Genomic DNA, 13,600 nt, shown 5'->3' with positions numbered 1-13,600 from the left:
GTCTTTTCCGCCATCTCCCTCACGGACATCGTGCTGCTTCTGCTCATCTTCTTCCTGCTTTCCTCGTCGTACGTGGTGCAGCCAGGAATCAAGGTGCGTTTGCCGAAGGCGGTGAGCGGACAGGTAGACCAATCGAATCGCATCTTCCTGACGGTGACCCGCGACGAGCGCATCTTCTTGAACACGCGCCAGGTAACGCTGGCGGAGCTCGGCGCGGAGCTCAGGAAGTTGTTGGATCAAGGTGCCAGCAAAGTCGTGGTCATCCGAGCCGACAAGGATTTGAGCTTGGAGCGCGCGATCCAGATTGTGGACATTGCCAAGTTAGCAGGTGGCGAGCAGTTCTTGATCGCGACGCAGCCGGGGATGTGAGATGAGCTTAGCAGTGCGCATCGGCCATTTTGCGCGCGCCGACATCGGCCGGGGCACCATAGTCTCGGTGGCCCTGCACGCCCTGCTGTTTCTGGTGCTGGCACTATTCGCAGTAAGACTGGAGCACTATCCCCCGGACTTTGCCGAGGTCACCTTCCTTTCTGGAGAAAGGGCCAGCAGCCAGATGGGGGAAAGGGTGAGTGACCAGATGGCGCCATCGCAGTCCAGCCCCAAGGGGGAGCAGGTGGTGCAGCACCCTGCGGCAGCCGAGGAGGTGGTGAGCGTGCCGAAGAGGCGCATGTTGGAGCAAGAACCCCCGGAGCTGACTGCCAGAACCGCGGAAAAGGTGCCTGCGGCACAGCCTGCGCCAGAGACAGCGGCGCCTGCACCAGGCTCTGCTGTCCCAATGGAGACGCCGACGCGTGAGCCGGAAGCTATCGAAGGGAAACCGACCGCCCCCACGGCCGCAACGGGCCAAATGGGGGAAAGCACACCCCAGGCCCCAGGGATGGCTGGCGGCGGCCAGGAGAGCTTCAAGATCGAGGGGGAGGCTGCCAACCGGCAGATTTTGTACAAAGTCATCCCGGAGTACCCGCACGGGCTGCAGCGCGAGGCAGTGGTGCGCGTCCGCTTTGTCGTCCTGCCCGATGGCAGCGTGGGCGAGATGGTGCCTGTGCTCAAGGGCGACGCCACTCTGGAGAGCATCACCCTCCAGGCGCTGCGCCAATGGCGATTCAACCCGCTGCCGCCGGGCGCACCGCAGAAGGAAGTCACTGGCATCATCACCTTCAGATATCTGCTCCGCTGAGCGAAAACGGACTTCCCCCGACGGACATTGGTCAAAAAAGGAGAACCCCCGGCCACAGGTCGGGGGTTCTTTGGAGGGAGGAAAAGCACGGTTACTGCATGAAGCGGTAGCCAGTGCCGTGAACGGTCTGAATGTAGCGCGAGGGGTACTTGTGCTCGCCGAGTTTCTCCCGCAGTCGCTTCACATGCACATCCACGGTACGCGAGGTAACGCACACGTTTCTCCCCCAGACGCGATCCAGGATCTCCTCGCGGGAGAAGGTCTTGTCCCGACGTGATGCCAAGAGGTACAGGAGCTTGAACTGGATGTAGGTCAGGTCCAGGGGCTTGCCCGACTTGCGCACCTGCTGTTGGTCCAAGTCGATCTCGATGTCCTTGACCTTTATCTTGGCCGGATCAAAGTCAGAGATGCGGCGGATCACTGCCCCGACGCGGGCCACAAGCTCCCGAGGACCTTTCAGGCTGCTGACATAGTCATCTGCGCCCGCCTCGTAGCCGCGGATGATGTCCTCTTCGCTGCACTGCGATGAGACCATGATGAGCGCCATGCGACGCAGGTTGAGCTGCTGCCTGACCAAGCGGCAGAACGAGTAGCCGTCCTCGCCGCACCGATCGATGAACACCACCACCGCATCCGGTCTCTGACTCTCGACAATTTGCAATGCCTCAGTTCGCGTGCTCGCATGGCGGCAATGGTACCCTGCTGCGAGGAACTCGCTGCTGATTGCGTTGGGCTTTCCGTTCGCGGGGTCGTAGAACAACACACTCCGCGTTCTCATGACGGCCTTCCTCCTCTCTATCGCTTCAAGTTCCTTCATGGCATTGGTCGAAAAGCGCGCGCTCTGCGCTTTCGTTTTCCCTTTTCGCAACTCCTGTGCCAGTTGAATCCTCCGCCACCTCCGCCTGGGCGGGCAAGGCAGGTCTGACCTTGCGTGGGGGACGGGACAGTTGCCTTGTTTTTGTGGTGTTAGGAGGACCGTGGCGCGCAAGGACGAAACTCGACAAGGGCAAAAGCAGGGATCCTGGCGACAACCGTGACAATGTTGACAGATTTTGTGTACAGAAAGCGACCACCTTGCGCGGAAATCCACCATTGCGCTTCCGACCGGGGCAAGTCCCGCCGGGCCTGTGCCTAACTGGGGGAAGGCGAAATGGCCAGCAGCACCTGGCCTCTGGGATAGCGCGAGGAACATGGCCTCGGCCGACGAGAGAGCAGAAGGGATGAGCCTACAGATGCCGTCCGCCGCATGCTGGGAGAGATCTGGGCGGAGGTAGGAAGCGGCCCCTGCCGCGTGCGGCGGAAGAATGTTCAGTGGCCCACGCGCGGGAAGAACGCGGGCCATGGACGTGGCCGACGTTTCCGCGATGTGACGCGGCCGTCGGGCAGTGGTGAGAGGTCGCACCGCGAGGGCCGAATTTTCTCGCCTGCGCATGAATTTTGTTCTTGACAAATAGGAGAAATTTGCTTAAAATGTTGACCGTCCAATCCACAATGAGCCCTCGTATGAAATGTGCTGAAGGAGGTGATGAGAGCCGCAAGAGGATTACCGAGCCAGGGGTGCTGTTCTGAACCACGTAGCGAGGAGGTGACACCATGAACAAAGCGATTGGCATCTTGGCGATGGTGGGCTGCTTCATGCTGCTGGTCGTGGGTGGGGCAAGTGCACAACAGTTTTTGGCGCAGGGTTTTCACAAGGAGTTCGGGGTGCACCAATTTGACCCTGACCACCTTACCTGCGTGGACGAGGTGCACGCCGCCTACGACTTTGACCACGACGGCAAGTGGGAGTTTTTCGTCCTCACCGACGAGTCGCAGCCCAATGGCCCTTACGGCGAGTTGGACGATGGGGCCTGCGTGTACCTCTACGAGTGCACGGGCAAGGATACCTACGAGCTCATTTGGGCTTTCAGGGATACTTCCCTTGCTACAGGCGCAGCCAGTTTCCCCACCTGTGCTGTGACCGACATGGACGGCGACGGCTGGCACGAGCTGCTCATTGGCATCCCCTACGGAGCAGGCTATCCCACTCCGGATGGCAACCCTGTCCGTTTGTACGTGTTCGAGGGCTCTCCTACCGGTCTGCCGTCCTGGGATTCGCCAACCGCCACCTGGAACTTTGAGGCGAAGCCTGGCACGAACACCCGTCCCGCCGGCATGGCTGCCGCTGACGTCGACGGCGACGGCGTTGCCGAAGTCGCCTGCGCTTTTCGCAACTTCAGCAGCGCCACCAAAAACGACGCTTTGATGATCTTCTCCCTTCTCGGCGAGTTTGCTGGCCCCTTCACCCAGTTCAAGATTGAGGTGATGGACACCACCACCGATGTCAACTCCATCTACGACGCTGCCATCACCGACGTCGACAACGACGGCAAGCTGGAGGCGCTTTTCCCCTCCTACTCTAAAGACTTGTTTGTCTTCTACGAAGGTGTGGGGCCCGACACTTACGACTACTACACGGTAGCCGGGGGCGACATGCTGTGGGCGGCCATTCACGGCACCGTCAATGTGGATCTGGACGGCGACGGCAAGAACGAGGTGGTGAGCGGTGACAACCGCGGCTACTTTGGCTTTATCGGCGACGTCACCAATTTGGCCACCATTGGGGTGGATAACCTTTTCCAGGTGGGCATGGCCTCACCGAACGGCACGCGCGGCCTCACTGCCGGTGACTATGACGGCGTCGGCAAGACTGACATCTTTGTCGGCGGCAACTGGGTTGGCAAGGTCTTCCGCATCGAGTACGTGGGCGGCGACAAGGCCGACTCCACCAGCTACACCTGGGAGATGATCTACCAGTACCCGCCCGATACCGCCGAGGCGCGCGTGTACGACGTCTGCTTCCCGGGCGACAACAAGAACTTCTGGCAGACCGGCAACAACACCATCCACGACATGGACGGTGACGGCGAGCCGGAGCTGCTGATTGCCCACGAGACCGGAGATGCCGACACGCAGGACTGGCTCATGATCATCGAGGGCAAGGGCGTCACGGCCGTGGAGATTATTCCTGGAGCCCCGGTGCTGCAGAGCTTCAAGCTCCACCAGAACTACCCGAACCCGTTCAACCCCACTACGGCCATCGTGTACGAAATGCCGCGGCCAGAGCATGTGACGGTGAAAATCTACGACAGCACCGGCAGGTTGGTGCGCACCCTGCAGGAGAACAAGCTGCAGCCTGCCGGTTCCCATGAGCTGATCTGGGATGCCACCGACGACCTCGGTCGCAGCCTGCCCAGCGGGGTCTACCTCTGCCACGTGAAGATGGGGTCGCTGAGCCTGACCCGCAACATGATTCTGGCAAGGTAACCGTTCACGCCTTTCACGAACGCGGAGCCCTCGACGCGAAGGGGGCTCCGCGTTTTTTCTTCATGCCCGCACGAGCAGAGTCGACAAGACTGGGCAATGGGTTACCCCGGCCTGGTTGTACCGGAACTCTGGAGAGCGTGGCCCCTGCAGCGGACGGCGGCCAAGGGGGTGAACGGCGACCTCCGCGCGTGGGTATGCCGGTCCGGAGACTCCTCCTCACACCATTCCGCTGGAATGGGGGCTCTTTGGTCTCCGCCATCCATGGGCGGGATCGCGGTGGACCCGGGGAGAATTGCTGTGGGGAACGCGTGCGCCCGCACTTTTGTCTTGACAAAAACGATGCTATTCCTTATATTGCGGGCGTATGATCAGCCTGGTCAAAGGTGCCTCTCTTCTGCTCAGGAGGCAGAGCCGCCAGGTGATGTCTGCCAACGATTGAGAGAGGTGGCGCATTGCCACCTCGAGCCACTAGCGAGAGGAGATTTGGTCATGAGAACGGTCCGAGCTCTCGTGGTAGCCTTCCTGCTTCTCGCTATCCTCCCCGGTGCCTGGAGTGGTACCACGGGTAAGATCGCCGGTCTCGTGCGCGACAGCCAGACAGGGGAACCTCTGCCTGGTGCGAACGTGGTCGTGCACGGGACGATGATGGGGGCAGCAACTGACGCCGAAGGACGCTACTTCATCCTCAATGTGCCAGCAGGAACCTACCAGCTTCGCGCCACCATGATGGGCTATACCACGTCGGTAGTGGAGAATGTGCGTGTCAAGACCGACTTGACCACCGAGGTCAACTTTCAACTTTCGCCGACGGTGTTAGACCTGGGGCAGACGGTGACGGTGGTGGCCGAGCGGCCGCTGATCCAGCGGGACGCCACGGCCAGCGCTGCAGTTGTCACCTCCGACGAAATCGCCGCGGCGCCTGTTGAGACCTTCCAGCAGATGGTGGAGACCAAGGCGGGCGTCTCGGTCGACCGCGACGGCGCCATCCACATCCGTGGCGGCCGCGCCGATGAGATCGCCTATCTCGTCGATGGAGTCGCCAACGTCAACCCCTTTAGCAACACGCTCGGACTGCAGGTGGCCACTAACGCCATCGAGGAGCTGTCCATCATCAGCGGCTCTTTTAACGCTGAGTATGGACAGGCCCTCTCTGGCGTCATCAACATCCAGACTAAGGAGGGGCGGCAGTCGTACACGGGGGCTCTCTCTTTGCAGACAGGGGACATTCTCACCGACTATGCCATCGAGTACAACAAGCAGATTCGCGACCACTACGCCTTTCGCCCCTTGAACACCAAAGAGCTGGAGCTCAGTTTCGGCGGTCCGGTGCCTGGTTTGGGCAAGAAGTTGTCGTTCTTCCTCTCCGGCCGCTACCTTGATGACAGCGGCTACCTCTACGGCATACGGTTGCACAGTCCCACGGACTTTGCCGATTCGATTCGCACCGGCGACGGGAAGATCGTGGCCATGAACCCGGCCCTGCGCAGAAACATGCAGGCGAAGCTCTCCTATTTCCTCTCCCCTGGAATGAAGCTGGAATACACCGGCCTCTACCAGAACGATCGCTGGCGCAACTACGACCATAGCCGCAAGTTCATCGTCGAGGGGCAGTTGCAGCACTTTGAGCGCGGCGAACGCCACAGCCTCAAGCTCACCCACCAGCTCTCCAGCAGGGCATTCTACACGGTGGTCGGGTCCTACTTTTGGAACCAATACCGCTACTATGCCTACGAGGACCCCAGGGACCCTCGCTACGTGTGGAGCGGCTACTACAAAGAGGACTCCAACTATGAGTTCTACACCGGCGGCACGGTGAACAGCCGCTTGGTGCAAAATGCCATCACTTGGTCGGGCAAGTTCGACATCACCGCGCAACTGGGCAGCGCTCACGAAATGAAGGCGGGCCTGGAGGCGAAGCGCCACGACCTGTACCAGCACGACTACGACGTGCTGGTTGACCAGCGTGCGGAGCCGTTCGTCGATGAGAATGGCGACGGCCTGTACACCCCTGGTGAGCCCTTCACCGACATCAACTTGGATGGAGCGTGGACAGACGCCGGGGACGATAACGGCAACGGCATCCGCGGCGACATTATCGATGCGGCCGGCCGCTTTAACAATAAATACCACCATTTTCCTGTGGAACTGGCCGCCTACGTGCAGGACAAGATCGAACTGGCCGACATGGTGGTCAACATCGGGCTGCGCTTCGACTACTTCGACCCTGCTGCCGACTACCTGACTGGCTGGGTCGTGCAGGGGCAGCCGATTTTGAAGCCCGCCTCGGTGAAGACGCAACTGAGCCCGCGCTTCTCCTTGGCCCACCCGATTACCGACAAGGGGAAGCTCTTCTTCTCCTACGGCCATTTCTTCCAGATTCCGCCCTATTCGCGTCTTTACCACAACCCGGACTTTGAGGTCAAACCCGGAGTCATCGAAACCGACATCGGCAATGCGGACCTGAAGCCCCAGAAGACCATCAGCTACGAGCTGGGCTTCGAACAGCAGCTGGCTGAGGACGTGGCAGTCTATGTGAAAGCCTATTTCCGCGACATCCGCAACCTGTTGGGTCAGCGCATCTACCGCTTTGCCAGCGGCGACGCCTACGCCTTTTACATCAACCGCGACTTTGGCCATGTGAAGGGCGTCACTCTCACGTTGGACAAACGCTTCTCCAATTTCTTCTCAGCCTCGGTGGACTACACCTACCAAGTTGCCGAAGGTAATGAGTCCGATCCGACGCGCACCCGCCGCGACTACCGGTTGTCCATCGAGCCGTTGAAGCAGGTGGTGTACCTGGATTGGGACCAGCCCCATACGCTTCGCATTAACGGTAACGTTGCTCGCCCCCGGAATTGGGGCGTGAACGTCATCGGTCGGTTTGAGAGTGGTTATCCGTACACGCCGATGGGAGCGAACGAGATCGTGCGCGTCGCCACCGAGAACAGTGGTCGCAAGATTCCCATCGTCAAGTTCGACTTGCATGCCTACAAGACATTCCCCTGGCGCATGGGTGCGGAGAAGGTGTACCTGACCCTCTACCTGAAAGCCTACAATCTGCTGGACCGCAAGAATGAGAACATTGTGTGGGACAGCACCGGACGCACCGGTTATGGGTTGGCCCGTTACGGCGGCGTGATGACCGACGCGTGGGAGAACCGTCCGCACTGGTATTCCAAGCCGCGCGAGCTCTTCATGGGCCTCGCCCTCGAGTTCTGATTGAAGCCCATCGCAAAGGTGGCCAGTTAGCGACTCGGCAAACCCTGGGAGTAATCATGAGCAAAGGATGGATGAAAGCGGCAGGGGGAATACTCGTGCTCGTAGTGCTTGTGGCGGGGGCTGCCGCCCAGCAGGGCGCTCCAGGACAACGGGGCAAGCCCATGAAATACTGGAGCAAGGAGGAATTCCGCCAGTGGCAGGAGGAGCGGGCGCGGGCCGCGGCGTTGGCCAAGCCCACCTCCCACCACGAGCGAATGTTCGGTCTGCATGACGGCAACAAGGTGCGCACGCTGTTCTACAACTACGGCTCAGTAGGCGCACCCAACACCGAGCCCTCCGTGGAGTGGCCCATCTACAGCGGTCGGGGCTATGGCTACGAGTTCGGGCTGCTGGTGGGGGCCGAGGTAGTCGACGCCAAGGGGGCCACGGTGCAAATCTTCAGCGATGGCATGCTGGACGGCGGCGACGATGACATTACCGGCGGCATCAATGCCTGGGGGTGGGAGCCGCTGCCCGGCTATGGGGTTGCCCCGGAGGTGTACGCCACCTGGCCCAAGGCCCAGCGGGACAAGGGCGGCATTGCCATGAGCAACCGGCCCGAGACCTGGGGCGAGCTCTTTCCTCACGACGCCAACGGCAAACTGATGTGGCCCGGCCAGTACGGCAACAACATCATCATTGCCGACTTGGAGAGCTACTACGTCATGGATGACCGCTGGAACGCCGAGTTTGAGTACTACCCCTTTGTCAACGACCCGACCCGCCGCGGGCTCGGCATCCAGGTCACGGCGCGGGGCTATCAGTATGCGGCCTCGGTGGCGGAGGATATCATTTTCTTCCAGTTCGAAATCACCAACGTGAGCGACAAGACGCTGGACAAAGTGGTGGTGGGGATGATCGGTGACCCGCACATCGGTGGGGCAGGCGACTTTTCCGATGACTGGGCCGGGTTCATCGACACGCAGGGCAAGGACAGCTTCACCGGCGAGACGCACCGCGTGCGCAACATGGTCTACTCATGGGATAACCCTGGGTCGAGCAACGACTTTGGCATTCCCTGGTCGGAGTTGGGCATGCTGGGGTTCAAGTTCTTGGAGAGCCCGGGTGTGGCAAATGACGTCATTGACAATGACGGTGACGGCCTGGTGGACGAATCCCAGCGCAACGGCATTGACGACGACGGCGACTGGCAGGCGACCGATGAGTTGGCCAAAGCCGACACGCCTGAGCAGAACTGGTGGAACGGCATCGATGATGATCACGACGGCCGCATCGATGACCTTGGCGATCTGGACGGCAAGTCCGACGACGTCGGCTCCGATGGCCTGGGCTGGTGGCATCCTGCCTATCCCGGGCCAGACCCTGATGGCACTGAAGGCAACGGCCGGCCAGACCGCGGCGAGCCCGATTTTGAGCATCTGGATCCCGACGAGAGCGATCAACTGGGCCTGACCAGTTTCGCTGCCCCGGTCTACGCTACCGAGGTGGCGGCCATGGACGACAAGATGTGGCAGCGCATGACGCCGGGTAGTTTCAACCCCACCGGCATCCAACAGAATCAGGATAATATTTTTATCTTCGGCTCCGGCTATTTCTCCCTCAAGCCGGGCGAGACGGAGCGCATGTCCATTGCCATCCTGCTGGGGCAGAACAAGGAAGACCTGCTGGCCAATGCGGCTGTGGCCGATTGGATCTACAAGCTCAACTTCCAGTTCACCAAGCCGCCCGATCCACCGAATGTCTGGGTGGTACCTGGAGACCGGCGCGTGACCATTTATTGGGACGATGCGGCAGAGAAGTCGGTTGACCCGGTTTTCGGCGCCGACTTTGAGGGCTACAAGATCTACCGGAGCAACGACAAGATCAAGTGGGGAGACCCAATCACCAACAACCGCGGCGTGCAGGTGGCCTTTGTGCCGCTGGCGCAGTTCGATGCCGTCAACAACATAGAAGGCACACATCCGGTGGAGTTCGAGAGTGGATTGCACTTCTATTTGGGCAAGAACACAGGCCTGGTGCATTCGTACACGGATACCGGGCTCGTAAACGGGCTGACCTACTACTACGCAGTGACCGCCTATGACCGGGGTAGTGTGGAGGGGAACGTGCCGCCGCTGGAGTGCCCGCGCATCGTCGACGGCCCGAACGTCAAGGCGGCGGTGCCCTCTGCCCCTGCTGCCGGATTGGTGGATGCCACCTGCGCCACGACGCATGCGGCAGGCTACAGCACCGCCACCCTAAAGGTCCGCGTCTTGGACCGCACACTCGTGGACACCACCACCTACGTAATCGGTTTTGCCACGGCCGCCAACCAACCCACCCGGGTGAGCGTGACGACAGCGGCAGGGCAGCAGGTGGTGGGGCCCCTCAAGGTGGGCGACATCGAAACGCTCTGGAATGGTACCTTCCGGTTCGGGCCGTATGAGGCAGAGATCAAGGACGTAGGCTCCATCGCGGTGGACTCGGTGAAGTGGACCGCGGGCCCAGCGGTCTTTGCGCTGCGAGCTTTAGCGTTCGCCGGCGGCAAGAAGCTACCCAGGGACATCGAGATCCGCTTCTTCGACCATATCCGCGACACCTCGATGTTCGTCAATCCGCAGCCGGTGACCTTTGAGGTGTGGAACGCCAGCGAGGGGACGAAGCTGGAGATGGTGTTTTACGACACTGACAACAGCCACACTCCCACTGTCGGCGACAGGGTGGTCGCCTTGGTGCGCGATGGCAGCACGCTCAAGGGGACGTGGGAAGTCACCTTCCTGCCACCGACTGAGCCGACGCAGTATGATACCCCCAGACCCAACTCGGTGATTCGGGTCTTCATTGCCAAACCTTTTGAAAGCATCGACCGCTACGTGGTGCAGGGACAGCCGGCGCATATCGAGGTCCCCAAGGAGGGGGAGGCCAAGAAGCGGCTGCTGGACATGATTGCCGTGGTACCCAACCCCTACGTGTCCGCCTCGGGGTTAGAGACGCCGCCACCGGAGGTCTTCTCGGTGGGGCGCGGAGAGCGGCGCGTGGACTTTATCCACCTGCCCCAAGACTGCACCATTCGTATCTACACGATCGTTGGCGAGCACGTGGCGACCATCGAGCATCACAGTACGGTATTTGACGGCTCCGAGAAATGGAACCTGCTGTCCAAGGATGGCTTGGAGATTGCCTCCGGTGTCTACATCTACCACGTGGACGCCCCTGGATTCGGGCAGAAGATTGGCCGCCTGGCCGTGATCAAGTGACTGGGCGGGCAACTGAGCAAGCGCCGGTCCTTGTCATGTGGAGGGCTGAGATGAAGAAGGCAGTTTGTGCAGTGCTGATCGCCGCATTCGTGGGTGCCTGGTACGGGGCTGTGGTGGCTCAGGTGACCAAGTCCGGTACCACGTGTGCCCAGTTCCTCAAAATCGGTGTGGGCGCCCGCGCCACGGCCATGGGCGAGGCCTTTGTGGCCACGGCCAATGACGTCAACGCCATCTACTGGAACCCCGCCGGTCTGACACAGCTTCAAGGCAACCAGGCCACTTTCATGCACGTGGAGTGGCTGGCGGACATTAGCTACGATTTTGCCGCACTGGCAGTTCCCCTGGGTAACGCTGGCACTGTGGGGATGTTCGTGACTTCTCTCGCCGTGCCCGACGACAAGGTGCGCACCGTCTTTGAGCCGGAAGGCACCGGAGAGCTCTTTGGTGCCAACGACCTGGCGCTGGGCCTTTCCTACGCCCGCGCCTTGACTGACCGTTTTTCCATCGGTTTCAACGGCAAGTTCATCCGCCAGAACATCTGGAGCATGTCCTCGAGCGCTGTGGCCTTGGACATCGGCACCTTCTTTCGCAGCAAGTACCGCGACCTGAAGATCGGCGTGTGCATGTCCAATTTCGGCACCAAGTCGCGCATGGAAGGACGGGCCAATTTGCTCTATGTGGACCCCGACCGTACCATCGAGGGAAATAACGACCAGATCAGGGCGGCCCTGGAAGTGAACCGCTGGGACTTGCCCTTGAGCCTGAAGATCGGCATCAGCTTCGACGCTCTTCGCACCGGCTTCAATCGACTGACCCTCGCCGCGGACGCCGTGCACCCCAACGATAACTACGAGTACCTCAATGCCGGCCTCGAATACGCAGTGCGCGAGCTGGTGTTCCTGCGGGCCGGCTACCGAGGCATGGGCATGGATGAGCTGGAAGGGGGGCTGACCGTCGGGGGCGGCGTGCGCTGGTCGTTCGGCGGGGCTGCCAGCCTTGCCCTGGACTACTCGTATGCCGATTTCGGTCGCCTGACCGGTGTGCACCGCTACTCCCTGGTGGTCGGCTTTTAAGCCGAGACGTTCTCGTGTGCTTTCGCTTTGACTGGTTCCCAGTTGATGAGCAAGGAGGAAGAGGAAAGCGATGAAGAAGCTATTCTTGGTGCTCGCTCTGTGCGCCATGGGGGTGAACGCGGCGCTGGCCGGCACGACCGGCAAAATCGCCGGACGAGTGACGGACGCGCAGACGAACGAACCACTTCCCAGTGTGAACGTGGTGTTGGAGGGGACCAACATGGGTGCGGCCACGGACGCCCAAGGGCGGTATGTGATCCTCAACGTACCGCCAGGCACGTACGTGGTGCGCATGACGATGATAGGCTACAAGAGCGTGCGCACGGTGGATGTACGCGTCAGCGTCGACCACACCACTGAGGTCAATGGCCAGCTTGAGGCCACCGTGCTGCTGGGCGAAACGGTGACCGTGACCGCAGAGCGCCCCCTCATTCAGGTGGACGCTACCTCCAGTAGGGCAGTGGTGGCAGCCGAGCAGATCCAGCAGATGCCGGTGGACAACTTCTTCCAGGTGTTGGAGCTGCAGGCGGGTGTGGTCCGCGGTAGCGGAGGCGAGATCCACGTGCGAGGCGGCCGCTCCGGAGAAATCGCCTATTTGGTGGACGGTATCTCGGTGACCGACGGCTTCAACTCGAGCATGGCGGTTTCTGTGGAGAACAACGCCATCCAAGAGTTAGAGCTGGTGAGCGGCACGTTCAACGCAGAGTACGGCCAGGCCATGTCCGGTGTGGTGAACATCGTGACTAAGGAGGGGGCCGCGCACTACAGCGGCGAGGCCGCGGTGTATGTGGGGGATTATGTCAGCCGCGACACTTCGCTGTTCTACAACATCAATGACATCGATCCGCTGGCCACCATCGATGCGCGGGCGAGCCTCAGTGGTCCCATCCCAGGTCTGAAGGGCAAGGCGACGTTTTTCCTGAGTGGCCGCTATTACGACAGCGATGGCTATCTTTACGGCATCCGCCGCTATATGCCCGCCGATTCCAACGACTTTAGCAATCCTGACCCGAGCAAGTGGCACATCGAGCAGACGGGCGACAACAAGCCAGTGCCCATGAATCCCTACGAGAAGCTTTCCGGCCAAATCAAGCTGGCCTACACGCTTAGGCCGTCGATGAAGCTGACCTACAACCTCATCGCTGATGACATTACCTACCAGACCTACAGCCATGCCTACAAGCTGAATCCCGACGGCAGGCCCACGAACTACACCTGGAGCTACAGCCAGATTTTGACCTGGACGCACACCGTGTCGCCTAGGACTTTCTACAGTCTGAAGTACTCGAACTTTTTCAACGACTACAAGAGCTACGTCTACAAGAACCCCTTGCAGAAGTACCAGGACCCAGAGCATCCTGGCTACGTACATCCGAACCGGTTCCGTGCGTCCAGCGGCTACATGTTCTACTCCGGCGGCACGAACATGAGCCACTACTACCGCAACACCACCACCCACGTGTACAAGGGCGAAATCGTCAGCCAGGTGCACCGGGCACACCAGCTGAAGGGTGGTTTTGAGTACCGCTGGAACAAGATTTTCCTGGACACGTTCACCATTCTCCTGGACCAGAGCACGAACTACCTGC

The 13,600-nt window shown here is 60.6% G+C and carries 8 protein-coding genes; 7 read left to right on the top strand and 1 reads right to left on the bottom strand.

The genetic code is table 11. From position 1 onward, the window contains the following. Together H5U38_01110 and H5U38_01105 are read left to right on the top strand one after the other, a co-directional pair. The coding region (locus H5U38_01110; protein ID MBC7185612.1) for a biopolymer transporter ExbD at positions 1-369 on the top strand (369 nt) is incomplete at its 5' end. Between the two features lies 1 nt (position 370). Then, a complete protein-coding gene (locus H5U38_01105; GenBank protein MBC7185611.1) occupies positions 371-1,177 on the top strand; it encodes a TonB family protein in 807 nt (268 codons plus the stop codon). A 91-nt stretch (positions 1,178-1,268) separates the two neighbouring features. Here H5U38_01105 and H5U38_01100 read toward each other — a convergent pair whose 3' ends face one another. Then, positions 1,269-1,955, bottom strand: coding sequence for a response regulator transcription factor (locus H5U38_01100; GenBank protein MBC7185610.1), 687 nt, complete (start codon positions 1,953-1,955; stop codon positions 1,269-1,271). 815 nt (positions 1,956-2,770) lie between these two features. Between H5U38_01100 and H5U38_01095 the strand changes: the two genes are divergently transcribed. The 5 genes from H5U38_01095 to H5U38_01075 form a co-directional block, all read left to right on the top strand. Beyond that, entirely contained in the window at positions 2,771-4,483 is a 1,713-nt protein-coding gene (locus H5U38_01095) for a VCBS repeat-containing protein (protein MBC7185609.1), read from the top strand. A 489-nt stretch (positions 4,484-4,972) separates the two neighbouring features. Further along, on the top strand, positions 4,973-7,702 hold the full coding sequence (locus tag H5U38_01090) for a TonB-dependent receptor (GenBank protein ID MBC7185608.1): 2,730 nt from the start codon (positions 4,973-4,975) through the stop codon (positions 7,700-7,702). Between the two features lie 56 nt (positions 7,703-7,758). Next, positions 7,759-10,938, top strand: coding sequence for a hypothetical protein (locus tag H5U38_01085; GenBank protein MBC7185607.1), 3,180 nt, complete (start codon positions 7,759-7,761; stop codon positions 10,936-10,938). A 50-nt stretch (positions 10,939-10,988) separates the two neighbouring features. Beyond that, positions 10,989-12,011 carry a PorV/PorQ family protein gene (locus H5U38_01080; protein ID MBC7185606.1) on the top strand — a complete coding sequence of 341 codons (1,023 nt, stop codon included), beginning with the start codon at positions 10,989-10,991 and terminating at the stop codon, positions 12,009-12,011. A gap of 70 nt (positions 12,012-12,081) precedes the next feature. Further along, the coding region (locus H5U38_01075; protein ID MBC7185605.1) for a carboxypeptidase-like regulatory domain-containing protein at positions 12,082-13,600 on the top strand (1,519 nt) is incomplete at its 3' end.

It is taken from the genome of Calditrichota bacterium, assembly GCA_014359355.1.
Taxonomy (GTDB): domain Bacteria; phylum Zhuqueibacterota; class Zhuqueibacteria; order JANLFK01; family Oleimicrobiaceae; genus Oleimicrobium.
This window is presented reverse-complemented; position numbering and strand designations above follow the sequence as displayed.

What these genes read in the sequence shown, in the direction of transcription:
- H5U38_01105 (MBC7185611.1), top strand. Translation starts at nt 371, where the DNA reads ATGAGCTTAGCAGTGCGCATCGGCCATTTTGCGCGCGCCGACATCGGC.
- H5U38_01100 (MBC7185610.1), bottom strand. Translation starts at nt 1,955, where the DNA reads ATGAGAACGCGGAGTGTGTTGTTCTACGACCCCGCGAACGGAAAGCCC.
- H5U38_01095 (MBC7185609.1), top strand. Translation starts at nt 2,771, where the DNA reads ATGAACAAAGCGATTGGCATCTTGGCGATGGTGGGCTGCTTCATGCTG.
- H5U38_01090 (MBC7185608.1), top strand. Translation starts at nt 4,973, where the DNA reads ATGAGAACGGTCCGAGCTCTCGTGGTAGCCTTCCTGCTTCTCGCTATC.
- H5U38_01085 (MBC7185607.1), top strand. Translation starts at nt 7,759, where the DNA reads ATGAGCAAAGGATGGATGAAAGCGGCAGGGGGAATACTCGTGCTCGTA.
- H5U38_01080 (MBC7185606.1), top strand. Translation starts at nt 10,989, where the DNA reads ATGAAGAAGGCAGTTTGTGCAGTGCTGATCGCCGCATTCGTGGGTGCC.